Genomic DNA, 22737 nt, shown 5'->3' with positions numbered 1-22737 from the left:
TGTCGCTCCTTTATTAATAAGTAACAATAAGCCTTGTAAATCTTTTTATTTAACTGTTAAAGATAAGTATTCACCTCTAGTTTTGTGAAATAGGAATATTTCTTTTTTTGAAGGATGTAAGAAGATCGTTGATCCCATATTTTTGAGTAAAAAAAATGCCAGACTTTGTCTGGCGATCTTCTGATAACGTATCAATGTATTAAATTCCAAGTTCCACCTGAAACATGGCCCCTAATATGTTTTTACTATGCGAGTTCTTATAGTTTCCCTCTTTTACGGTATAGTTAGCATTTAACTGGAATTTGAGACGATGTGCTTTCATATACTTTGTCAAGCCAATTTCGATTACTTCGGTTTGAGTCTCAAATTTAGATATTTGCTGATGCGGTTTTAAGTAGGTATACCGACCTGCGATCTCATAACCGTGATTTAATAAATAGGAAGTTTGTTGGTTTAATCCCCACCCCTTATAAGCATAGGTTTCTTCAGGTTTATCACCCGTTGTGTTGTTTATTGGATTGTCTACATCTCTGCGCATATACTCTGCTTGATATGCAAATCCTTGATATTTAAAGATTGCATCAGCGAAAGCTGTTTTTAAAGTGAAAGGGTTCTGTACATATTTACCTGTCTGCCCTCCCTCACGTGTAGTTCTGTCGTTGTAGCTGTAACCACCGCCAATAGAAAGCTTTGGCGTCACTTCTCTTTCAATATCACCTTCCGAGTAGTCACCACCGTTCACAAACTCTCCTAAAGGTAAAAACTCCACACGACCAGTGTATGCCAGTCCATCATCGGTAGAGTTTGCGGGACGCCCCTCTCCAGTAGATATCGCAGCCTTTGCATTAATTGGCATGGAACCAAGCTTTTTACTTAAGTTGAAGCTTATCCCAAAATCCCGGTCTACCGTAAAATTACTGTTGACCAAGGAGCGGTCGGCAAACTGTAATTGTCCCGAAGAGTTTACACGTTGTCTGTTTCCAGGCAATTTGTTCTGTCCAAAAGAAATGTAAAAATCATCTGAAAAGTTATAGAACATCACCGCATCACGTACAATATTTGGTATTCCCGTATCATCAAAATCCTGATCTGAACGGGTAAAGGCGAGCTGAACAGAATAGGATATCTTTGGGGTGTATATATAGCCATCCATACGCATACGCAATCTACGTATTCTAGCGTCAAATTTTTCATTATCTTCTCCATCCAAGACATTACTGTATCCCAATCTGTTCTGCATCCTAAATCTAAAGTTGGTGTAGAACAAGGAATCTTTAGATGTATATTGGATACCTTTAAAATTTAAAATGGTAGCCCGGTCATCTCTTTCCTGAGCTTTCAAGTTGCTGATGCCCAGAAGTATGAGTAGAGGAGCTGTTATTAAGGCTTTTTGACGAAAAAAAAACGTTTTAAAATTGTGGTACTGCATTGTTATTCTTTAAATTTAAAATCTAATTTTGGTGTATGGTATTAAGTCTTTGTGGCTTAACATTAATTTTACGCAAATATAGGGTTAATGAGGTGATTGCAAAATACTAAAGCCTAAGGTAATCATTTCATAATATTTATTTAACATAATTTTAATATTAACAAGGTATAAAGGGAGAGAATGAGAAAAATCATCCATGTTGATATGGATTCGTTTTATGCTTCTGTTGAGCAGCGTGATTTTCCAGAGCTCCGTGGAAAGCCAATAGCAGTAGGCGGATCTCCTGATGGACGAGGGGTGGTGGCAACTTCAAGTTATGAAGCACGGCGCTTCGGTGTCAAATCTGCTATGCCCTCCCGACAGGCACTACAACTGTGTCCAGATATTATATTTGTATATCCTAGATTTGACGTATACAAAGAGGTATCTGTACATATCCGCGAGATTTTTAGACGTTATACCGACTTGATTGAACCCCTTTCCCTGGACGAAGCTTATTTAGATGTGACAGCGGATAAGAAAGGGATAGGATCTGCCATAGAAATCGCGAAAGAGATTAAAGAAGCCATTAAGAGCGAACTTAATCTGACGGCCTCAGCAGGAGTCTCTGTAAATAAGTTTATTGCAAAGATCGCATCCGACTACAATAAACCAGACGGGTTGACATTTATAGGCCCCTCTAAAATTGTTAAGTTTTTGGAGTCTTTACCGATTGAGCGCTTCTTTGGAGTAGGAAAGGTGACAGCTGAAAAAATGAAAAGGAAGGGGATTCATCTAGGAAGTGATTTGAAATGTTTTTCCGAAGCACAGTTGATCCGTGACTTTGGAAAGTCAGGAAGTTTTTTTTACCATATGGTACGTGGTAATGATGATCGGCCGGTACGTTCTAATCGAGTAGCAAAATCTATTGGCGTAGAGGATACCTTTACACGGGATATTTTAGAGCTTGATGACATGAAAATCGAGCTGGATCATCTTTGCTATAAATTGAGTAAGCGACTCGATATTAAGTCGGTTTCAGGTAGAACCCTGACGCTAAAAGTAAAGTTTGCAGACTTCTCCTTATTAACAAGAAGCTATACAGGCTCTCATTTTTTATCAAGTTATCAGCAATTGAAAGATGAGGCTGAGACGCTTTTGGATAAAGTGAACTTTGAAGATCGGAAAGTCAGGCTTTTAGGGATTACCGTATCCAATTTTTTTGAACACGAATTTGATGCGCCCAGAAACGGACAGTTGAGTTTGTTTTAATATATTACTTTAGGGATTCAACAAACCCTAAAGTAATATCCATTTTTTAATTTTCGGCTTTTTCTGAGAAACTACAACCACAACCTTTGCCACAGCCTCCACTTTTTCTTTTAGAAGGCATGAATTTCTTTACCATAAATAGTATTGCAACGATAAAAACAATTGCGATAATAGCATATTGAATGTACATCATAGCTTGAATAATTATTTTAATAGTTGATACGCGATCAACGCTGCAATATAAGCAAGCCCGGTCATGAAACCGGCTTGAATCAAAGTCCATTTCCACGAACCGGTCTCTCTTTTTACAACGCCAATAGTGGCCATACATTGCATAGCAAATGCATAAAATAACAGGAGTGACACTCCTGAAGCTAAATTATAAGTAGGTTGACCTGTATTGCGATTGATTTCCGATTTCATCCTAGTGAATAATGTCTGTTTTTGATCGTTATCTTCAATATCCAGATCTTCTCCTAAGGAATATACTACAGCTACAGTACCAACGAACACCTCTCTGGCTGCAAAGGATGCTAGTAAGCCTATTCCAATCTTCCAATCGTAGCCCAACGGCTCAATTACAGGCTCAATGCCGCGACCTAAATAGCCCAAATAAGAATATTCCGTCTTATAAGCAGTCACCTCGTCAGCTATTTGTTCTTGCGAAAAGTGAGGGTTCTCTTGTGTAATGTATTTCTCTGGTTCAGAGAATTTGTCATTTGGGCCAAAATTGCCCAACACCCAAAGTATAACAGAAATTGCTAAAATTATTTTACCCGCTCCAAATAAGAAACCAGAAGATTTTTCCCATACTGTGTTCAGTACATTTTTCCAATCGGGCATTTTGTATGTAGGCAATTCAAAGATCAAATACGATTTCCGAACCGATTTTATTACTTTATTCAGGATTAATGACGAAAACAAAGCTGCTACGATGCCGATTATGTACATTGCAAATAAAACAATCCCCTGTATATTGAAACCTAGAAAAACGCTGTCTGGAATGACCAAGCCTATAATGACCACATAAATAGGAAGTCGAGCAGAACAGGTCATGAATGGAGTTACCAACATAGTTAATAGCCGTTCTTTGGGGTTCTCAATATTACGGGCCGACATGACGGCAGGGATAGCACAGGCTACACCAGACATCAATGGTATTACAGACTTTCCGTTTAGGCCAAATGGTTTGAGCCATCGGTCCATTAAGAAGACTACACGACTCATATAGCCGGTCTCTTCCATCAATGAGATGAATAGAAATAGAATGATAATTTGAGGAAGGAATATTACAATACCTCCGATACCCGCTATTACGCCATTGACCAGAAGATTCGCTAGGGGACCTTCGGGCATCAGCGCAGAGGTAGCTTCACCTAAGCTTGCAAACAATTCATCAACACCATCCATCAATGGTCCTGACCAGTTATATATGGCTTGAAATATTAAAAATAGTATGCCGAAGAATATCAAGTATCCATATATAGGATGGATAAGAATATTATCAATTCTCTCCGTTAAACTTAGTTTTTTATTTTCTTTTTTAAATAATATTTGCTGAAGGTCATTGTTTATTTTTTCCTGACGCAACATGGCTTCTGCCTTTTGAAGTTGCTGTATGCTGACACCATATTTGCTCCGTATAGCGGAGAGCTGATTGTTCTCTTCTGCAGATAAGATCTTGATGTTATCTTGAGCCAAATATTGCCATGTGCGGTATTCTGTGGAGAGCGGAAATAGCTTCTTGGCCTCGTTCAAGGGGGCTTGATATTCCTCAGGAAGCATCAAGCTATTAAAATACGGCGCTGGCTGTGCGTCCAGATTTCGTGTTAATTCATCTATTCCTTCTCCTGTACGGGCGTTAGTTCTGAAAACTTTAGTCTTGAGATAGTTTTCAAGAGAAGGTATATCAATTTCTACGCCTTTGGCCTCAATCTCATCCATCATATTGAGAACAAATACTGCCGAAAGACCAGCTTCACGTACCTGTTGATATAACACTATACCGCGATTGATTGTACTGGGTTCAGAAACTACTACGACCAAATCAGGAACTGTATTTTTATTCGCCAATGTATTGAAGACCACTTCTTCATCTAAAGAATTCGGAAACAAAGTGTAAGTCCCAGGCAGATCAATGATCTTATAGTTTTTATCGCCTACTTTTATAGCTCCTTCCCTTTTCTCGACAGTGATACCTGGGTAGTTCCCTACTTTTTGGTTTAATTTGGTAATACGATTAAATAGAGAGGTTTTCCCAACGTTTGGGTTTCCTAATAATGCTATTGTTCTGTTCTTCATTATATTTTGTTGGCCAGAATTAATGAGGCTTCTGACTTTCTGATTGCTACTAAGGTGTTATCTTGAATAATATTGACACAGATTGGACCGTGCAGTGGAGCTACGTGCTTAATTTGTATAGTAGTACCGGGGGTAAAACCCAATTCATAAAACTTGGCGGGAAGATCATCTTTATCAAAAGAATGAATGACTGCTTTTTCTCCTTTTTTTAGTTTATCAAGTGAGATTTTATTTTGCATTATTTTTGTAACTTTAGATAGTTTCTAATACCTCGAAATTCTCCAAATATAGCTAAAAGGAATGAGTTTAGGGATGTTGGTTATGTCACAGAATTGTTTTAATTAGATTCATTATAAATATGGGTATTGAGGATCGAATCAAAACCAGTCGGTTTCAGGATGATTGGCACAAGGCTACTATTAATATTCTTTATACCAATAATTGGTTGAGTAACTTGTTGGAATCTAGAGCTAGTAAGAAAAAAATAACGCTTCAACAGTTTAATGTTTTACGAATATTACGAGGGCAATTTCCCAATCCCGCTTCTAACGCGATGATTAAGGAACGAATGATAAACAGTACACCTGATATCTCCAGATTGGTAGAGCGCATTGTGACCAAGGGATTAGTTACACGGACGAAAAATAAATCTGACAAACGTGCTGTAGATCTACTTATCACGGAAAAAGGCCTCCAACTCTTAGACGAATTGGAGGCTGATATGAACCTTTCCGCTATGCTGTCAGAGAATCTTTCCGAGCAGGAAGCTGTGGTTTTAAATGGCTTGCTCGATAAATTACGGGGCGAAGCCTAAAAAAGTGTTAGTGTGTGTGACCTTCGTGGTCTTCATGCTTGTGCTCATTATCTGTATTGCCCTTTTCGGTGCTATGGCTTTCATTGCTATGATCATGATGGACTTTTCCTTTGTCGTCGTGACTGTGCTCACCATGGTCGTGATGTTCGTGATGTTCGTGTCCATGACCCTCATGGCTATGATCATGGGGTAATAAGAATGTGGTTAATGATATGGCTAGTCCTAAAAAGACTGCGGCCATTTTCTTTTTGTTAAATTTATGGTGATCAGCAGATCCAGACTCAAATAATATAGTAGTGGAGATATGTAAAAATATACCAATTACTACGGCCATGATTTTATCAAAATGCTGTGATATATTACCTACTTCGCCTTTACTCAATACGGAACTGGTCATGAACCCTAGTGGTGTCATTGCTGCAAAAATAAATAGCATGATTATAATAGCTCTTTTGCTCAAGGAAGAACTTAATAAAAGACTGCCTAAAGCAAATGCTGCTGGGATATGATGTATCGCAATACCAAATACCAGTTTGGACTGTTGACCTGAAATCAATGGCATCCCTTCTAAAAATGCATGTAGACATAGGCTGATCATGATTCCTAACGGAAACCCTGCATTTTCATTGTGGTGGATATGGCCATGTTCTATACCCTGTGAAAACTGTTCCAACAAGAGTTGAAAAATGAAGCCTCCTAATATATACAGTCCAATGACTTCTGGACTGGTCGTATTAGCGTGGTAAACATGTGGGATTAAATGTAGCACTGTAATAGCAAACAGATAGGCCCCACTAAAAGAGAGAATCAATTTGAGGTAGTTCGTGTTGTCTCTTTTGACAAAAAAAACGGCCAATCCGCTGATGAATGCGGATAGAAATAAAATAGCTACGATTAAAGTAAAGCTCATATAGTATTATGTGTTGAAATATTTTCTGTAAAGAAAGAGGGGACGAACCGTTTAAATAGGTTTCCATTTAAGATGCCGATCAAGCTACCGAGTAGAGCCCCACAGAGTACATCAAATGGGTAATGTACGCCTACATAAATTTGCGAAAAAGAAATTAATGCAGCCCATAAGACGCACAGCCATAGGGTGTGTTTCCACTTACGACGAAATAACACAATCCAGAAAAAAGCCATGGCAAAGTGATTTGTTGCGTGCGAGCTTGTGAAACTAAATCCAGAACCACATCTCACCCGGAGATTAATATCATGCTTGAATTCAATATCGTTGCATGGACGGATGCGCTTTACATTTTTCTTGATCAGATGGGATGATATACCATCGGACATACCGAAATTAATCAATGTGCATAAAACAACCAATATGCCTAGTTTGCCATAATGTTTGATGAAAAAGATAATGACAAATAGATACAAGGGAGCCCACGTGAATGGATTGCGTAAAATAGGTAATAGCCAGTCAAATACAGGGTTGCTTAACCCTTGGTTTATCAGTAAGAAAATTTCTTTATCTAGATCAATTATTTGTTGCCACATAAGATTCGTTGTTTTGTGTATGAAAAGCTAAAAGTACATTAATTGAAACTAAATGGGAAATGGAATTTTAATATTAAAATACACAAAGTTGCAACAAATATATGTTTTTTAAATTTTATATCCAATCAAGATGTTGTATTTATTTTGGAATAACCTATTTTTACGGTTCACTATAATTGATCAAGTTTATGACTTTAATAAAATCTATTTCAGGTATTCGTGGTACTATTGGTGGTCGTGCAGGAGAAGGATTGACGCCAATCGATATCGTTAAGTTTACTGCGGCATTTGGTAAGATATTGATGAGACAGTCCGATAGCAAGAAGATTGTGGTGGGGCGGGACGCACGCGAATCCGGGGAAATGGTTAGTAGCTTGGTAATCGGTACACTTCAAAGTATTGGTGCCGAAGTTGTGGATTTGGGCCTTTCTACCACACCTACAGTAGAGATCGCTGTACCTTTAGAAGGGGCAGCAGGGGGGATCATACTGACAGCTTCGCATAATCCTGGACAATGGAATGCTTTGAAGCTATTGAATGATAAGGGAGAGTTTATATCCGATATTGAAGGGAAAGAAGTTCTAGAATTGGGCGAAAGTCTTGATTTTGATTTTGCAGAGGTGCAGGATCTAGGAAAGGTCACCGTGGACGGCAGTTACCTGCAAAAGCATATCGACGCAGTTTTGGCTTTGGAATATGTTGATGTAGCTGCTATCCGTGCAGCTGGATTCAAGATTGCTGTAGATGCTGTGAATAGTACGGGCGGTATTTTTATCCCTGCTTTATTGGAAGCCTTGGGTGTGGAGACAATATTTAAGATACATTGTGAGCCTAACGGTAAGTTTCCTCATAATCCCGAACCACTTAAAGAACACTTAATAGATTTATCGGAAGCCGTATTGGCTAAGGGGGCCGATTTGGGTATTGCTGTGGATCCTGATGTCGATCGCTTAGTCTTTATGATGGAAGATGGAGAGCTTTTTGGAGAGGAATATACGTTAGTGGCCGTTGCAGATTATATTTTGTCTCAATCTAAGGGTGGTAATACGGTATCCAATTTGTCGTCTACTCGCGCGTTACGCGATATCACTGTTAAGCATGGTGGTATATATTTTGCAGCTGCGGTAGGAGAAGTGAATGTGGTGACAAAGATGAAAGAAGTGGATGCAGTGATCGGAGGAGAAGGTAATGGAGGGGTTATCTATCCAGCGTCGCATTATGGTCGTGATGCATTAGTCGGTGTTGCTATCTTCTTGTCTCATTTAGCAAAGATGGGAAATAAGGCTTCTACTTACAGAGCTGAATTACCGCAATATTTTATGTCTAAAAATAAGATCACATTGACCCCTGGTTTAGATATCGATGGATTACTGGCAAAGATGCAGACGAAATATGCGCATGAGAATCATTCCACCGTAGACGGGTTGAAAATCGATTTTGAAAATGAATGGGTACATCTACGGAAGTCTAATACAGAGCCGATTATCCGTATTTATTCGGAAGGTCCAACACCAGATGCCGCCGATGCTATTGCGCAGAAGATAATCAGAGAGATAGAAGAGATTATCTCGTAATGAATAAATGAAAAAGCCTTCCACACATTGCGAAGGCTTTTTCTTTATCTCCTATTTAGATTCTCTATGCGCTGCTTGGTTTTTGCATCCAGCCTAGAAGCTACTGCCCATATAGCGGCGGGTAGCCAACCTATCAAAGTTATTTGTAAAATTAAACATAAAATCCCCGAAAATATCTTGCCTCGTAAGAAGAAGGAAAGCCACGGGAATAATACGGCGATCAATATCATTATATTTATTAATTAAAACTAAACGACCGGATTGTCTTCTTTTTCTGTTTCTGGATTATTTTCTTTAGGCTCTGTATCTTTCCGCTCCACGATAATTTTACACTCCGCGACAATAGCGGCCAGTGCACCTACTGCTGCAAAAATAGGAGCTAAGATTAATCCTACGATTCCTATGGTAACAGGAAAGCTAATTATTTCTTTTTCATGTTTATCTGCGATAGTGATTTTTGTTACATTGCCATCCGCAATTAACTCTTTAATTTTTCGTAATAAATTCTCGCCAGAGATATTGTAAGTTTCTTTGAATGCCATGATTTTCTTTTTTTAAAGTTTATGCTTCTTGTTTGTATGCATCAAAGATAGAACGTAATACATAGACTAAGCACACAAATTAGGTAAACCTAGTCGAATCCTCGGTGAAAAATATATTTTTGTCGGTATATCGTATGAAGAATTGTGATTACGCTTCTTTCCCGATTAGTTCCCGAATTGCTACTGAAGCTATAGCTCCTCCAAATGCGGCTGGGAGATAAGACATCGTACCGTATGCCGATTTTTTAAAGTTACTCCCATCTGTGTAGATCAAGGAAGCTTTGTTCGGTAATTCCGTGGAAAAAGCAACTTTTACGCCTTCCCGGATATCATGTTTGCGTAGTTTTTTACGAATATGCAACGCCAGCTTACAGTTGTAGGATTTACTGATATCTGCTATTTGTATTTTCGTTGGATCTACTTTTCCTCCGGCACCCATAGAACTTACAAAGGGAATCTTTGCAGCGTAGGCACGTCGGATTAAAAATAGCTTGGGCGTTATGCTGTCTATCGCCTCGACTATATAGTCGGGCTTTGTTTCCAGCAAGGTTTCTAATCGCTCGGGGATAATAAATTCTTCCAAAACCGTAAGGTCCAATTCTGGATTTATGTCGATTAGGCGTTGTTTCATGATTTGCGCCTTAGGTACGCCGTGATTGCTGGATAGTGCAGGTAGCTGTCGGTTCCGGTTCGTGGGATCCACCGTATCTCCGTCAATGATCGTCATTTTTCCTACCCCGGCACGACAGATAAATTCCGCCGCATATGAGCCCACGCCACCTAGTCCAAGGACCATGACATGTGATGTGCTAAGTTTTTTTACGGCGTCACGGCCTATCAATGCTTCTGTTCTAGATAGCCAAGATAAATCTTTCATTCTTCAATCCTGTAATTAAATACATGCTCCATATTTTCTGCCATTTGTTGTTTTAAGACAGCAAGCGGGATTTTTCGAGCGGCACAAAAGTAAGAAAAAATATCTACTATATTAGTCGTTTTATTGTCTGTTTCGAGAAACATCCTGTGGAGTGGGATAGAGGTGATTAAAGCACTTTGCCTACCCAATAGTATCTCAGCTCCTAAGCTCAGATAATAGCCTTTTTTTAAGAGTTCCTGAGCTAGTTCGTTTTTTTTATTAAAGCCATGAAAGATGACAGGAGTCTGTACGCGCTGTAACGTTAGTTGCTGTACGATTTCTTGATAAGCTCGTACGCTATGGATGATAATAGGTTTGTTTGTCGTATTGGCTAGTTCTACCTGTTGCCGGAAGACTTCAATCTGTAAGTCCCAATCCGTAGTACATTGTTTATCTAATCCACATTCGCCGATGCCAAGGACCTCTTTTTTTGCTGCTATACACTCCAGTTGTTTCAATTGGAGATATGGAGATTGATCGATGTACCAGGGGTGTATGCCAGCTGTGTATAGGTAGTTGCTTGCCATTTCATCTTGTCCTACAATATGATTTCGAACCTGCAAAATACCCGGAATACTCCGGGTATCATGTGTATGTATATCAATGAAGGGAGGAGCCAAGTATTCCATCAGGCCGTAGAATTTGAATCTTCATCGTTTTTAGCTTCGGTATAAGGCATCTCCTCACTTTCGTGTATTTCCTTGTAAGCCATCTGGGAGCTGTTTTTCGGAGATTTAGCCTCCGTAGTGATGTTAATGTCTACTTCTATTTTGTCCTTAATTTTTGGGGTACGAACTATTCCCCATTTCATAAGAAGTTCTTGGGTGGAATTTCGTTTGAGATGTTGTTTTTCAGGTTCGCCGATTAGGAACCCAAAGGCCTCCATGTTAGGGATGGCGTCAAAAAGAACCTTCAACGTAGCAATAAAGGGGAGTGCCAATATTAAGCCGGCTAACCCAAATAACATACCACCTAAGAGGATACCAATGATCGCCATTAAGGGGTTTATACTGACTTTACTGCCTACAATGTTTGGAGTGATGATATTCCCCTCTAAAAATTGGACTATCTGGAACCAGGCTACGACTCCGAGTGCATACCAGGCCGACTCCTTTGTCGCCAACGCAAAAAGAGCTGGAAGGATAGAGCCGATAGCTATCCCGATATAGGGCAATAGCATAAGCAGGGAGGCTAAAGTTCCAAAGAACCAAGCGTACTCAATATCCATCGCCATTAAACCTACTGTGTTAAGAACTGCGATGATTCCCATTACGGTAACGAGTCCTGTTAGATAGCTTTGTACCACTGTATATATCTTGTTCAGTACCTCATTTACTTTTCGTTGTGGTGTGGATTTGAAAGCCTTAAAGAAAAATTCCCGGAAAAAATCTCGATAGTATAGCATAAAAAAACTATACAATGGTACAAGAATGGCGCTGGCTAACATATTTCCTATTGAGCCAAACGTCGTCGTTATTACCCCCCCAATGTTTTCTAAGGATTTGTTCCCTTGTTCTTTTAGTTTTTCGATTACCTGATTTTTCCCAATTCCAAATTGATCGTGTAGCCAGGATTGACCATTTTCTAGTACGGATAGCACCTTGTCGGTAATCGCTGTGGCGTCCTTTCCAATGATAATACTTTGATGAACTATAAACCATAGTACCGTTGCTATGATAGCAATCGCTACGATAACAGCTAGCATAGCCGCAAAAGCCCGGCCTAATCTTAGGCGCTCAAAAAATTTAGCTAAAGGGAATAACGATATTGAGATCAGGGTAGCAAATAAAATGGGGAGTAATACCCCTTGTGCAACATACAATAGAGCTAGTATCAGTACTAAAGCAAATAAGCTGGCGGATAGGTTTATTGCGTACGGTTTTTTCGAAGGACTTTCCATATTAGTTATAACAAGCAATAGTTAGTTTATGTTTTTGTTCTATTCCAATATATGACATAAAAAAAAGCAGTAAATATAACCGCCGCATTTCCATACATAATATATGGGATGCGGTAGATAAAATCCTGGTATATATAACCAGCCAAAAGTGCGCCTCCGCCGATACCTATCTCTAGGGCAATATACATCGTGGCCATGGCTTTACCTCTATATTGAGGAAGAGAGAGGTCTATTGTCCATGCGTTCAGTGCAGGAGAAAGAATCCCTGTTCCAATTCCGTATACACATGCTCCGATAATAAGCCCCGAAATGCTATCGCCATTCCCTAATAACATTAGCGAGATAAGGATAATCACTAGACCTACCAGCATGACTTTAATTCTCCCAAATCGATCTGAGACCTTACCCGACATAAACCGTATTCCAATAGATGCTAAGGTGTACGCCGTAAAAAAAAGTCCCTTATTTGTAATCCCTAAGTGTTCGCTCCAGTCTGGGATCAACGTGAGGATCACCCCATAAGCAGAGTAGGAGAGCAAGGTTACTATTCCTGCAGGTATCGCTCTTTTTTCTAAGATATCAAAGCGAGAGATCCGCAGCATCTGCCGCTTGAATTGCTGTTTTGGTTGAAGCGTTTCTTTCATGTTCATCACAATCACAATTGATAAAAAAGCAAATAATGATGAAGAGAAGAACATCGTATTGAGACCCAAGTTTTGGGCCACCAGACTTCCTACAGCAGGCCCCACTGCACCGCCTATACTAAAGCAGAGTCCGTGCATTCCCAATGCTTCTCCCCATCTGTCCTGGGGTATAATATCAGCAATATAGGCAGAGGTAGCGGTCGGTTTGAAGCCGGTGGAAAACCCATGTACTAGCCTAAGCATAAAGAAACCGGATAGTGTTGTCAATATAGGGTACAAAAAACCACAGATGACGCATACGATGGATCCTATAGCCATTACAGGTACACGCCCCCATTGATCCGTTAATTTACCACTAAAAGGACGTGATATGCCCGCGGTAAGTGTGAATAAGGCAATAATAAGTCCCTTGTGTTCAGCTCCACCAAGGCTTGATAGATAATTGGGGAGTTCGGGGATGATCATGTTAAAGCTGGCTGAGAATAAAAGCGAACTTAAACACAGCAATGCAAATTGTAGCGTATATATCGAAGTTTTTGTTTCTTGCATTATATATGTTATCTCCCTTTTTTCATACGGTGTCTAGCGATTTCAGAGCAGAATATGGTAGTAGCTACAGCAACGTTCAGCGATTCTGCTAGCCCTATTCTAGGGATTGTTACAGCCTTTTTTATGGAGGAGATTAGATCGGTATGTATGCCATTACCTTCATTTCCCATGATGATTAATCCTTCTGTCCCAAAGTCGGTTTCGTAAATCGATTCTCCTTCTAGTAAGGCCCCAAATGTAGCAATTTCTTTTTTCAGGATCAGGTCTTTAATGTTGGTGTAGTATAGATGTATCCTAGATAGAGAGCCCATGGTCGCTTGTACGACCTTTGGGTTGTAGGCGTCTACAGTTTCTGTAGAACATATAATGTGTTGTATACCAAACCACTCAGCGGTTCGGATGATCGTACCTAAATTACCTGGATCTTGTATGCCGTCTAACACTAAGCTGTGTGTTCCTTTTATGTCGTTCAGATCTAATGTTCGAGACTCCGGGATCTCTACGAGAGCAAGGGCGCCCTGTGGGTTTTTCAGGGCTGATATTTTACTGAAATCACTTTCAGAAAGTGTAATAGGTTTTATACTTTGCGGTATTTTAACCAATTTTGCGGAGGCCTGATCGGTGGCAAATATTTTTTGTACCTTGTATGACGAATGAACAAACTCCATTATGGATTTGGTTCCCTCTACGATAAAGAGACCATGTTTGGTGCGAAACTTTTTGTGCTGGAGAGAAGTTATCAGACTGATTTGCGCTTTTGACAACATTGGATTAATGACTATAAAAAGAAGACTTTTATTTTTTGCAAGTATAACACTTTTACTTTTAAGTTTTGCTTCCTGTCGTTCGGCAAAATATTTAGAAGAAGATCAGGCTTTGGTGACAGATGTGGATATGAGTGGTGTACCGCAAGATCTCAAAGAATCTGCAAACAGCTATGTGTCCAATGAGATTAGGCCCAATTCGGTGCTTAACTTAACTATATATAATTTATTCAATACCAAGAAAGGCCGTTATAAAACCCAAAAAATACGACAGGTAGGAGAGGCTCCGCACTTATTGGATTCTTCGTTGGTAGAGCTTTCTGCGACTCAGATTCAACGCTTTCTGCATACCAAAGGTTTTTTTAGAGCGCAGGTGGTGCCGCATATTCAAACGCAAAAGAAGAAAGCTAAGATTGATTTTGTTGCGGATATGGGAGATCCATTCCATGTACGAAAAATAGTTTACGATTTTGATGATCCTATTCTTTCAGCTATTTATCAGGAAAGTGTTGTTCCATCGAGCAAACTTAAGGAGGGGATGCGGTATGATGCAGCAAAATTGGGAGAAGAGCGGGAGAAGCTTTTTCGTGCCGTGAAAAATAAAGGTTATTATGATTTTCTTCGTCAATATATGCGTATCGGTGTGGATACGACTATGCCTGGTAATGATGCTGATCTTGTTATAAAATTAGCCGGACCAGAGGGGGAGGAGCACCAGCGTTACTATATTCGACAGGTATCGCTTCAGATTGTGCCCAATAGCGGCAAGAAGGAGGAATTTCCGGGTTCTAAAGATCCGCTCACCGGGATTGTTTTTCAGGACCATACGGATCGATATCGACTGAAGCCGATCGCACGCTACATGTATTTCAGACCCGGACAGATTTACAACTTGGACAATGAAAATCTGTCCTACGATAGACTTTACGAGATGAATGGTTTTCGTAGTGTGAAGATCAACTATGAAAAAGTCGATACTAATCAGTTGGATGTTTCTTATGAGCTTATCCCTAGGCCATTGATGGCCAATCAGGTGGAAGGTGAGTATACATTTAGTTCTGGGATGAGTGGTTTTAATGTAGGCAATACATTTTCGCATCGTAATGTGTTTGGAGGGGCCGAACTTTTGGAGGTCAAGTTGCGGTATGGCGTATTGTTTGATCCACGGTTACCAGGGAATTTAGCTCAAAAGATATTCAATAATGATTTTCAGGTCGGTGTCAATCTGGTTGTTCCGCGTCTACTTCTTCCTTTTGGAGTACGAAGTACGGGACGATATGGTCTTCCCCGTACGATGTTTTCTTCCAGCTTGCAGCTTTTTAATCAGGATGGGACTTATTCTAATCGCTATTTTATAAATACCTTGAATTATTCGTGGTGGCAGTCGAGCAATCTACAACATAGCTATACGCCATTAGTGTTAGAATACAGAGATGGTCGATTTGATCCGGATTTCAAGACGCGTTTATTGCAGGAGGGCTACCAATTGTACGTCGAATCTAATGATCGTCAATATTTTGGTTTAGGGTCGCAGTATGCGATTACCTGGAATGCACCAAAACTTCAAAAATTGGAAAATTTTTCTTTTATGCGTGGAGCTGTTGATGTCAGTGGCAATACCTTAGGAGCGTTGAGCTCATTATTCAATTTTAAGGAAAATAGTGCCGGCATGAAGACGCTGTTTGGAGTTACTTATCTACAGTTTATAAAAGGAGAAGTAGATTATAGATGGTATCGCTACTTGGGGGGTAATAGGCAGTTTGTATTTCGCTTTAACGGGGGACTTATTGTTCCGTATGGTAATAATTCAGAGTTGTTGATTTTTGAAAAGAGTTTTTTTTCGGGAGGAATGAATGGTATTCGGGCATGGCAGGCGAGAACTTTAGGGCCGGGGAACTATAACCGTAGTAGTATCAAATCTGAAGAACTGCGTTTGAATTTGCGTAATCTTGATCAGCTTGGAGAGGTGAAATTGGAAACCAACTTTGAATACAGGTTTCGTCTATTGGATAATTTTTTGGGAACTAAAATGAACGGTGCGACATTCGTTGATATGGGCAATATTTGGCGTTTACGTCCAAATCCGCTTAATCAGGAAGGAGAATTTAAAATCGATAAATTCTTGTCTCAGGTAGCTGTAGGGACTGGGTTTGGGTTACGTTTTGATATGGATTATTTTACGATGCGATTGGATGCGGGACTTAAGGTTAAGGATCCCCAGTTTAAAGGGGGAGATCAATGGGTGATCAAGCACTTGTTTGATGCCAAGGACTTTAAAGATAACTACCGTCAGACAAATAGTCCAGATCGTTATGGTTTTTTTCAGTATAATTTTGGTGTTGGTCTACCTTTCTAGAAAAAGCTTTTTAAAACTTCGAACGCACTTTCCATAATCTGACTTATGGACAACCCTTTACTGAAAGAAAAATATCCATACACAAGGGCTAGCACGACAAAAGTCGTGAGTAATCTTTTGAAAGCATAAGCAATCAAAAGTGCTACAGCCGGGATGATTAGAAGGAGTAGACCATTAATTTTTATGGGTGTGATATTGTTCTCCTTTTTGTACAAAAAGTAGAGTTTTCCGGAGCTACCATTTTGATTTTTATGCTTAAAGTAGGCAAAGGTAGAGCCGTCTATTGGATGAGAGGGGACACCCACTCCCTGATGGAAGGGGAGATTTTGTTCAAAACCATTTATGCTGAATTTGAAAGTGCCATTAATAGCTTCGTTGGCGATGTCGTTAGAGTCCACCGCTACAATGGCTACTTTGCCATTAGCAGTCAGGTTTTCTTTGACAATAAAGTTGTCTATATATTGAGGTGTAGTCTGTGCATATGCATGCACAGAGCTGTATATTAGCGTAAAAAAAAATAGTAATGTTCTCATGTGTTATTCTTCCTTGCAATATTACTAAATAATTCCGCTAAAGAATTGTGTGTTTGTTTTTAAACGTGAAAATATTTTTAAAATGTAGATATACTTTGTACCTTTGGCCAAAGAAAAAATAGCATACAATATTATGGAAAATACAGCAGCACAGAGACAGCCTAAAAAAACTGATAACAATGCAAATCAAACGCATTATTACGTTACATTGACTATCGCCATTATTATTGGTTTGTTTGGCGTTTTTGTAAGGTTCGTTCCTGATGTAATTTCGGCATTAGATCAGTATACATTTATGTTTTCTCTAATTGCTAATGTTTCCGTGATCATCGCTTCTATAATCGCTTTCAAAGTGGTGTTTGGAATTTTGGGATTCGGCAACAAGAGATAATCCGATAAGAAAGTAGTAATATCCTATATTTAGAAAAAGCAATGTCTTACAAGACATTGCTTTTTTTTGTATTGTTTATTTTGAATAGTATGATGTTTTTATTGTTATTTTGCTATTCAAAACTTGTGTTTGATGATAAGTTTTTAATAAAACTAAAAATTTGTTGAATTTTTGATTTAAATTGTTTTATTTTGTTGTCTAATTAGTATTAGTGATAACTTAATAGAGTTAAAATATGTGTGGTATTGTAGGAGCATTTGATTTGGTAGAGTCTGAGCAACAAGTTAGACCTCGGGTATTAGAAATGGCTAGACGTATTCGTCATCGTGGTCCCGATTGGTCGGGTATATTCAGTAGCAATAGAGCGATCTTGGCGCATGAGCGTTTGGCGATTGTAGATCCTTTATCGGGAAGTCAACCCTTATACAGCCCGGATGGGCAGGTGGTACTGGCTGTCAATGGCGAGATCTATAATCACCATGAGTTGCGCCAAGCTCTACCAGACTATAATTTTAGTACCCAGTCGGATTCCGAGGTCATACTTGCTTTATATCTTGAAAAAGGAGTGTCCTTTATTGAAGAATTAAATGGAATATTCGGTTTCGTGCTTTATGATTCGCGCGATGATTCTTATCTGATTGCTCGGGATCATATGGGGATTATTCCTTTATATTACGGGCGTGATGATTTAGGGCAGCTTTATGTAGCCTCAGAGCTAAAGGCTTTGGAAGGATACTGTACAACTATTGATCAGTTTCCTCCAGGATTTTGGATGTCTAGTGCCGAACAAGGAGGCGAGCCGCAGTGTTGGTATACCCGAGATTGGGAAGAGTTTGGTGCGGTGCATACTAATGAAACTGATCTGTCTGTACTACGTCAGGGATTAGAAGATGCTGTGTATAGGCAGCTGATGTCGGATGTTCCTTATGGTGTTTTGTTGTCAGGTGGGCTTGACTCTTCGGTTATTGCTGCTATCACCAAGAAATTTGCTGCTAGGCGAATCGAATCTAATGACGCGGAGGAGGCCTGGTATCCACAGTTACATTCTTTTGCTGTAGGACTTAAGGGTGCTCCTGATCTTCTGGCTGCTCAGCGTGCAGCGGATCATATAGGTACGATTCATCATGAAGTCAATTTTACTATTCAAGAAGGTCTAGATGCGATTCGCGACGTGGTTTATCATTTGGAAACTTATGACGTCACTACTATCCGGGCGTCGACACCGATGTATCTATTGGCTCGGGTCATTAAATCCATGGGGATTAAGATGGTGCTCTCTGGGGAAGGCTCGGATGAACTATTTGGAGGGTATCTTTATTTTCATAAAGCACCGAATGCGCAGGAGTTTCACGAAGAAACAGTGCGGAAGCTAAAAAAGCTTTATCTGTATGACTGCTTACGCGCCAATAAATCATTGGCAGCTTGGGGAGTAGAAGGTAGAGTCCCTTTTCTGGACAAAGAGTTTATGGACATCGCCATGCGTATCAATCCGAAAGACAAGATGATCGGTAAAGGTAAAATGGAGAAATGGGTAGTTCGTAAGGCTTTTGAAGATTATCTCCCAGAAAGTATAGCGTGGCGTCAGAAAGAACAGTTTTCAGATGGTGTGGGGTATAGTTGGATTGATACCCTCAAAGCACAGGCAGAAGAATTGATAAGCGATGCAATGTTCGAATTAGCAGAAGTACAGTTCCCTATTAATACACCAAAGAGTAAAGAAGAATATTATTATAGGACGTTGTTTGAGTTGCATTTTCCGTCTTCTGCGTCGGCGAGCACAGTGCCTTCTGTTAAATCTGTCGCCTGTAGCACGCCAGAAGCATTACTTTGGGATGCCTCTTTTCAACATTTAAATGATCCATCAGGGCGAGCTGTTGCAAATGTGCACCACGATGGTTACGTAGAAGAGTCTGTTAAATCTGTTTAAAATCAGATGGTTGTATTTATTGTCTTTCGGGATATAGTGAGTGGGGTAAAAAGCTGTTAGAAAAAAGAAAAAATATTTTGGAACCTTGAATTGTAAAACGTATCTTTGTATCACTTTAGAAGGAAGTACTTCTAGATATGATCCTGAATAGCTCAGTTGGTTAGAGCATCTGACTGTTAATCAGAGGGTCGCTGGTTCGAGCCCAGCTTCAGGAGCATAAAAAACCGGCCATTACAGCCGGTTTTTTTGTTTTCATCTATTTAATACGGGTAATGAGTTTAGTTATTGTAGGGACTGTAGCGTTCGATGCTATTGAAACTCCTTTCGGGAAAACGGATAAAATTGTGGGTGGAGCGGCTACGTTTGCAGGTCTAGCAGCGTCATTTTTATGCAACGATGTTAAATTGATTAGTGTGGTCGGTGAGGATTTTGGGGATAATATCGATCTGCTTAAGGATAAAAAAATTGATACTTCGGGGATAGAGGTTATAGCAGGAGGGAAGTCTTTCTTTTGGTCCGGTAGGTATCATAACGATATGAATAGCCGCGATACCTTAGTCACCGAGCTCAATGTGTTAGCTGATTTTGATCCGAAAGTTCCTGAGTCGTATCAGGACTGCACTTACTTACTGTTGGGTAATCTGACCCCTCAAATACAGATCAATGCTTTAGAACGTTTGAACACGAAACCGAAACTTGTGGTCCTGGATACTATGAATTTTTGGATGAATGTTGCTTTAGACGATTTAATGCGTGTGTTAAAGAAGGTCGATGTTTTGACGATCAACGACGCGGAGGCTAGGCAATTGTCAGGCGAATACTCTTTGGTGAAGGCTGCTAAGAAGATTTTGGCTATGGGCCCGTCGTATCTGATCATAAAAAAGGGAGAGCACGGAGCGTTATTATTTGGCGAAAATCAGGTTTTTTCTGCGCCAGCGTTACCATTAGCTGATGTTTTTGATCCTACAGGAGCAGGGGACGCTTTTGCTGGTGGTTTTATTGGCTACTTAGCTCGAGTTAATACCGTTAGTTTTTCGAACATGAAAAACGCGATTATTTATGGTTCAGCCTTAGCTTCTTTCTGTGTAGAGAAATTTGGAACAGCCCGTCTTGAGGATTTGACACAAGCAGAAATAACCGATAGAATACAGGAATTCATTGCTTTAGCAAAATTTGAGATAAGCGAATACTAATCCGCTTATCTCCTTATATGTTTTTGAATAATTTGCCTACTTTCTGGAATTTTTCAAAGACACTTTCGCTATGTGGTGCATCATTAAGCTCCTCCGTGAGATCCTGTCCCGCCCAATGTTCATAGTGCATGCCTTTCTTCCATAATCTACTACTAGTGACATCGTATATCATGCCTTGGTAGGCTATCCATATGTCGGGCTTATCCTGTCCATTTCTCAAAGCTAGTTGCGTCTTTGTATAGATAGGGAGGTTGTCATCCGCTATTTTCATAGACGCAAAACTACAGATCTTAATTGAATTTGTAGGCACATAATGATTTTTTCATCACCTTCCGAGCTACATGTATTCGAGTCTTGACAGTTCCAATGGGGATCTGTAAGTACTCGGCTATTTCATTGTACTTGTATCCTTCAAAATACATGGTGAAAGGTGTGTAATATTCATCGCTCAGTGTAGCCAGTGCTTTGTTGATATCTTCCATGATAAACTTGTTTTCGCCGGTATTGAGGTGAGCCGAAACGAGTAAGTTGGAAGGAGAGATGTCTTCTTCTTGTGTGATAAAGGTATTTGTTTTGGTGAGTCTGCGGTAGTTGTTTATAAAGGTGTTTTTCATGATGGTGTAGAGCCATCCTTTTAAATTGGTGCCATCTCTAAAGTTTTTGAAATAGGTGATGGCTTTTACGACGGTGTCCTGTACTAAGTCATTGGCATCCTCTTGATCTTTTGTAAAGTTTCGTGCATACGACTTTAACGAAATCGAATGCTGAATAACTAAATTGTTAAATTCCATTCTCTTCATAGCGTTGGTTTTATTTGTTCTACATTACTTTGCTTTTAAATAAACTACGGCCCTCTCTAGGTACAGAAAATATACCGATCTCTAATTAGTTTATACCTCACTTGTTTTTCAAGTAATAATGAACAAAGACTGTGCTAGTTTTTATCGATAAAGATTAAATTTTTGTTATGAGTAGATAAATTTAATAGCAAAACCAGTCTGGCGACAGGTTTAACAAAGATTAACGTTTTTAGTCTCCAGGAAGTTTTTAAGAAATGTGGAAAACTTTCTATAAAATATTTACTTCTCTTTCGAGTTTTATGCCAAATTTTTGATAGACAGTATTAATAATCTGTGAAGAGACTTCAAGTATTTCAATTCCTGTAGCTCGCCCTTTGTTGGTAATGACCAAGGCTTGATTCTTCCAGATGGCTACTTCACCGATCTCTTTTCCTTTCCATCCTGTTTGTTCAATAAGCCATCCTGCAGCTATTTTGGACTCCTCGTTATCAAGGGAATAGTATACGATATCTGGATGATTCTTTTTCAATTCGGCCAGTTGAGTATTGGAGATGATCGGGTTTTTAAAAAAACTTCCTGCATTTCCCACGGTAGATGGATCAGGTAGTTTTTCAACACGAATATGGGAGACAACTTCCGCAACATCCTTTATGTTAGGATTTGAGATCCCTCTTTTCGCTAGTTCAGATTCTATTGCGCCATAACTGGTGTTTATGTTGGCATGAAGGTGCAGTTTGTACGTGACCGATAGTATAATGTATCGGCCTTTATGTTTGCTTTTGAATATACTATCTCGGTACGTAAAAGAACACTCTTTATTGGAAAATGTTCTAAACTCTCCAGTGCGTGTATCAAAAGCTCTGCAACTGTAGAATATATGCATGAGCTCTGCGCCGTAAGCTCCTATATTCTGAATTGGGGATGCTCCTACTGTACCTGGAATGAGCGCCATGTTTTCCAAGCCAGCAAAGCCATGGTCGATGCAGTACCAAACCAGTGTGTTCCATATTTCTCCCCCTGCTGCTGTGACAAATATGTGTGACCCTTCTATGAAATGCTGAATGCCTTTGTTCGATATTTTGATAATGGTTCCTTCAAAATCTTGGGTAAACAAGACATTACTACCTCCTCCCAGGACAAAGAACTTTCGTTGAAAATATCCTTTACGATATAAGTCTACAAGGACCTTCTCATCCTGTACCTCTACGAGTTGTCTGGCTAAAGCTGGTACACCAAAAGTGTTTAGATTTTTTAAAGAGATATTGCTTAATACGTCCACTTAGTATCGATTTGACCTTTGCTTTTAAAAATTCAAATTAAAGTATTACCTTTAAATTGTTTTGTTGCGTA

23 protein-coding genes and 1 tRNA gene are annotated in these 22737 nt (G+C 39.6%); 8 read left to right on the top strand and 16 right to left on the bottom strand.

The genetic code is table 11. The features are described 5' to 3' along the window. Nucleotides 1-199: 199 nt before the first annotated feature. The gene (locus G7B20_RS09985) at nt 200-1429 is read right to left on the bottom strand and encodes a porin (protein ID WP_164110819.1); all 1230 of its coding nucleotides are present in this window, start codon (nt 1427-1429) and stop codon (nt 200-202) included. 180 nt (nt 1430-1609) lie between these two features. Between G7B20_RS09985 and dinB the strand changes: the two genes are divergently transcribed. Beyond that, nucleotides 1610-2680, top strand: a complete 1071-nt coding sequence (gene dinB, locus G7B20_RS09980) for a DNA polymerase IV (protein WP_164110817.1) — start codon at nt 1610-1612, stop codon at nt 2678-2680. Between the two features lie 204 nt (nt 2681-2884). Here dinB and feoB read toward each other — a convergent pair whose 3' ends face one another. Both feoB and G7B20_RS09970 read right to left on the bottom strand, forming a co-directional pair. Beyond that, complete coding sequence (feoB, locus tag G7B20_RS09975; RefSeq protein ID WP_164110815.1) at nt 2885-4981, bottom strand: ferrous iron transport protein B; 2097 nt, start codon at nt 4979-4981, stop codon at nt 2885-2887. Further along, the gene (locus G7B20_RS09970; protein WP_164110813.1) at nt 4981-5220 is read right to left on the bottom strand and encodes a ferrous iron transport protein A; all 240 of its coding nucleotides are present in this window, start codon (nt 5218-5220) and stop codon (nt 4981-4983) included. Before G7B20_RS09970 ends, feoB begins: the two co-directional genes overlap by 1 nt. Before the next feature lie 119 nt (nt 5221-5339). On the opposite strand from G7B20_RS09970, the gene G7B20_RS09965 reads away from it, so the two are divergent. Then, nucleotides 5340-5795: a MarR family winged helix-turn-helix transcriptional regulator gene (locus tag G7B20_RS09965; protein ID WP_164110811.1), complete on the top strand. Its 456-nt coding sequence runs from the start codon at nt 5340-5342 to the stop codon at nt 5793-5795. 7 nt (nt 5796-5802) lie between these two features. Here G7B20_RS09965 and G7B20_RS09960 read toward each other — a convergent pair whose 3' ends face one another. Continuing rightward, entirely contained in the window at nt 5803-6705 is a 903-nt protein-coding gene (locus G7B20_RS09960; protein ID WP_164110809.1) for a ZIP family metal transporter, read from the bottom strand. Then, a complete protein-coding gene (locus G7B20_RS09955) occupies nt 6702-7298 on the bottom strand; it encodes a phosphatase PAP2 family protein (RefSeq protein WP_164110808.1) in 597 nt (198 codons plus the stop codon). The genes G7B20_RS09960 and G7B20_RS09955 overlap by 4 nt, the downstream gene beginning before the upstream one ends. A 188-nt stretch (nt 7299-7486) precedes the next feature. On the opposite strand from G7B20_RS09955, the gene glmM reads away from it, so the two are divergent. Then, nucleotides 7487-8872, top strand: coding sequence for a phosphoglucosamine mutase (gene glmM, locus G7B20_RS09950; protein WP_164110805.1), 1386 nt, complete (start codon nt 7487-7489; stop codon nt 8870-8872). Nucleotides 8873-8916: 44 nt separating this feature from the next. Here glmM and G7B20_RS09945 read toward each other — a convergent pair whose 3' ends face one another. From G7B20_RS09945 to G7B20_RS09915, 7 genes are all read right to left on the bottom strand, one after another. Next, nucleotides 8917-9102 carry a YqaE/Pmp3 family membrane protein gene (locus G7B20_RS09945; RefSeq protein WP_164110804.1) on the bottom strand — a complete coding sequence of 62 codons (186 nt, stop codon included), beginning with the start codon at nt 9100-9102 and terminating at the stop codon, nt 8917-8919. Nucleotides 9103-9120: 18 nt separating this feature from the next. After that, nucleotides 9121-9414 carry a DUF4342 domain-containing protein gene (locus G7B20_RS09940; protein WP_164110801.1) on the bottom strand — a complete coding sequence of 98 codons (294 nt, stop codon included), beginning with the start codon at nt 9412-9414 and terminating at the stop codon, nt 9121-9123. Nucleotides 9415-9562: 148 nt separating this feature from the next. Beyond that, nucleotides 9563-10291, bottom strand: a complete 729-nt coding sequence (locus G7B20_RS09935) for a ThiF family adenylyltransferase (RefSeq protein WP_164110799.1) — start codon at nt 10289-10291, stop codon at nt 9563-9565. After that, entirely contained in the window at nt 10288-10959 is a 672-nt protein-coding gene (locus G7B20_RS09930) for a TatD family hydrolase (protein ID WP_164110797.1), read from the bottom strand. The genes G7B20_RS09935 and G7B20_RS09930 overlap by 4 nt, the downstream gene beginning before the upstream one ends. Next, entirely contained in the window at nt 10959-12230 is a 1272-nt protein-coding gene (locus G7B20_RS09925) for an AI-2E family transporter (protein ID WP_164110796.1), read from the bottom strand. Before G7B20_RS09925 ends, G7B20_RS09930 begins: the two co-directional genes overlap by 1 nt. Before the next feature lie 26 nt (nt 12231-12256). Beyond that, complete coding sequence (locus tag G7B20_RS09920) at nt 12257-13423, bottom strand: MFS transporter (protein ID WP_164110794.1); 1167 nt, start codon at nt 13421-13423, stop codon at nt 12257-12259. Between the two features lie 8 nt (nt 13424-13431). Continuing rightward, nucleotides 13432-14190, bottom strand: a complete 759-nt coding sequence (locus tag G7B20_RS09915; RefSeq protein WP_164110792.1) for a TrmH family RNA methyltransferase — start codon at nt 14188-14190, stop codon at nt 13432-13434. A gap of 7 nt (nt 14191-14197) precedes the next feature. Here G7B20_RS09915 and G7B20_RS09910 point away from each other — a divergent pair, with 7 nt between their 5' ends. Then, on the top strand, nt 14198-16543 hold the full coding sequence (locus G7B20_RS09910; RefSeq protein ID WP_164110790.1) for a BamA/TamA family outer membrane protein: 2346 nt from the start codon (nt 14198-14200) through the stop codon (nt 16541-16543). On the opposite strand, the gene G7B20_RS09905 is transcribed toward G7B20_RS09910, so the two are convergent. Beyond that, nucleotides 16540-17076, bottom strand: a complete 537-nt coding sequence (locus G7B20_RS09905) for a hypothetical protein (RefSeq protein WP_164110789.1) — start codon at nt 17074-17076, stop codon at nt 16540-16542. The two genes, G7B20_RS09910 and G7B20_RS09905, sit on opposite strands and share 4 nt — an antisense overlap. A 133-nt stretch (nt 17077-17209) precedes the next feature. Between G7B20_RS09905 and G7B20_RS09900 the strand changes: the two genes are divergently transcribed. The 4 genes from G7B20_RS09900 (at nt 17210) to G7B20_RS09885 (ending at nt 20587) form a co-directional block, all read left to right on the top strand. Continuing rightward, nucleotides 17210-17467 carry a hypothetical protein gene (locus tag G7B20_RS09900; RefSeq protein WP_164110787.1) on the top strand — a complete coding sequence of 86 codons (258 nt, stop codon included), beginning with the start codon at nt 17210-17212 and terminating at the stop codon, nt 17465-17467. 235 nt (nt 17468-17702) lie between these two features. Further along, nucleotides 17703-19394, top strand: coding sequence for an asparagine synthase B (gene asnB / locus G7B20_RS09895; RefSeq protein WP_164110785.1), 1692 nt, complete (start codon nt 17703-17705; stop codon nt 19392-19394). 141 nt (nt 19395-19535) lie between these two features. After that, nucleotides 19536-19609: transfer RNA gene (locus G7B20_RS09890), tRNA-Asn, on the top strand. 57 nt (nt 19610-19666) lie between these two features. Then, nucleotides 19667-20587: a PfkB family carbohydrate kinase gene (locus G7B20_RS09885; RefSeq protein WP_164110783.1), complete on the top strand. Its 921-nt coding sequence runs from the start codon at nt 19667-19669 to the stop codon at nt 20585-20587. A gap of 13 nt (nt 20588-20600) precedes the next feature. On the opposite strand, the gene G7B20_RS09880 is transcribed toward G7B20_RS09885, so the two are convergent. The 3 genes from G7B20_RS09880 to murB all read right to left on the bottom strand — a co-directional run bounded on the left by G7B20_RS09880 (nt 20601) and on the right by murB (nt 22666). Beyond that, nucleotides 20601-20858, bottom strand: coding sequence for a cytochrome b5 domain-containing protein (locus tag G7B20_RS09880; protein ID WP_164110781.1), 258 nt, complete (start codon nt 20856-20858; stop codon nt 20601-20603). Between the two features lie 19 nt (nt 20859-20877). After that, nucleotides 20878-21387 (bottom strand): RNA polymerase sigma factor, encoded by a 510-nt coding sequence (locus tag G7B20_RS09875; protein ID WP_164110779.1) that lies wholly within the window; start codon nt 21385-21387, stop codon nt 20878-20880. Between the two features lie 268 nt (nt 21388-21655). Then, nucleotides 21656-22666 (bottom strand): UDP-N-acetylmuramate dehydrogenase, encoded by a 1011-nt coding sequence (murB, locus tag G7B20_RS09870; protein WP_164110777.1) that lies wholly within the window; start codon nt 22664-22666, stop codon nt 21656-21658. Nucleotides 22667-22737 lie beyond the last annotated feature (71 nt).

The sequence above is a fragment of the Sphingobacterium sp. xlx-96 genome (assembly GCF_011007365.1).
Classification (GTDB): domain Bacteria; phylum Bacteroidota; class Bacteroidia; order Sphingobacteriales; family Sphingobacteriaceae; genus Sphingobacterium; species Sphingobacterium luzhongxinii.
Note: the sequence above shows the minus strand (reverse complement) of the source record. Positions and strands in the feature narration are given on the sequence as shown.

Excerpts from the sequence above, each read along its gene's own strand:
- G7B20_RS09925 (WP_164110796.1), bottom strand. The coding sequence starts at position 12,230 with ATGGAAAGTCCTTCGAAAAAACCGTACGCAATAAACCTATCCGCCAGC.
- dinB (WP_164110817.1), top strand. The coding sequence starts at position 1,610 with ATGAGAAAAATCATCCATGTTGATATGGATTCGTTTTATGCTTCTGTT.
- G7B20_RS09930 (WP_164110797.1), bottom strand. The coding sequence starts at position 10,959 with ATGGAATACTTGGCTCCTCCCTTCATTGATATACATACACATGATACC.
- G7B20_RS09940 (WP_164110801.1), bottom strand. The coding sequence starts at position 9,414 with ATGGCATTCAAAGAAACTTACAATATCTCTGGCGAGAATTTATTACGA.
- G7B20_RS09905 (WP_164110789.1), bottom strand. The coding sequence starts at position 17,076 with ATGAGAACATTACTATTTTTTTTTACGCTAATATACAGCTCTGTGCAT.
- G7B20_RS09900 (WP_164110787.1), top strand. The coding sequence starts at position 17,210 with ATGGAAAATACAGCAGCACAGAGACAGCCTAAAAAAACTGATAACAAT.
- G7B20_RS09955 (WP_164110808.1), bottom strand. The coding sequence starts at position 7,298 with ATGTGGCAACAAATAATTGATCTAGATAAAGAAATTTTCTTACTGATA.
- feoB (WP_164110815.1), bottom strand. The coding sequence starts at position 4,981 with ATGAAGAACAGAACAATAGCATTATTAGGAAACCCAAACGTTGGGAAA.
- G7B20_RS09920 (WP_164110794.1), bottom strand. The coding sequence starts at position 13,423 with ATGCAAGAAACAAAAACTTCGATATATACGCTACAATTTGCATTGCTG.
- asnB (WP_164110785.1), top strand. The coding sequence starts at position 17,703 with ATGTGTGGTATTGTAGGAGCATTTGATTTGGTAGAGTCTGAGCAACAA.
- G7B20_RS09970 (WP_164110813.1), bottom strand. The coding sequence starts at position 5,220 with ATGCAAAATAAAATCTCACTTGATAAACTAAAAAAAGGAGAAAAAGCA.
- G7B20_RS09910 (WP_164110790.1), top strand. The coding sequence starts at position 14,198 with ATGACTATAAAAAGAAGACTTTTATTTTTTGCAAGTATAACACTTTTA.
- G7B20_RS09985 (WP_164110819.1), bottom strand. The coding sequence starts at position 1,429 with ATGCAGTACCACAATTTTAAAACGTTTTTTTTTCGTCAAAAAGCCTTA.
- G7B20_RS09960 (WP_164110809.1), bottom strand. The coding sequence starts at position 6,705 with ATGAGCTTTACTTTAATCGTAGCTATTTTATTTCTATCCGCATTCATC.
- glmM (WP_164110805.1), top strand. The coding sequence starts at position 7,487 with ATGACTTTAATAAAATCTATTTCAGGTATTCGTGGTACTATTGGTGGT.
- G7B20_RS09885 (WP_164110783.1), top strand. The coding sequence starts at position 19,667 with ATGAGTTTAGTTATTGTAGGGACTGTAGCGTTCGATGCTATTGAAACT.
- G7B20_RS09880 (WP_164110781.1), bottom strand. The coding sequence starts at position 20,858 with ATGAAAATAGCGGATGACAACCTCCCTATCTATACAAAGACGCAACTA.
- G7B20_RS09875 (WP_164110779.1), bottom strand. The coding sequence starts at position 21,387 with ATGAAGAGAATGGAATTTAACAATTTAGTTATTCAGCATTCGATTTCG.
- G7B20_RS09935 (WP_164110799.1), bottom strand. The coding sequence starts at position 10,291 with ATGAAAGATTTATCTTGGCTATCTAGAACAGAAGCATTGATAGGCCGT.
- G7B20_RS09915 (WP_164110792.1), bottom strand. The coding sequence starts at position 14,190 with ATGTTGTCAAAAGCGCAAATCAGTCTGATAACTTCTCTCCAGCACAAA.
- G7B20_RS09945 (WP_164110804.1), bottom strand. The coding sequence starts at position 9,102 with ATGATATTGATCGCCGTATTATTCCCGTGGCTTTCCTTCTTCTTACGA.
- G7B20_RS09965 (WP_164110811.1), top strand. The coding sequence starts at position 5,340 with ATGGGTATTGAGGATCGAATCAAAACCAGTCGGTTTCAGGATGATTGG.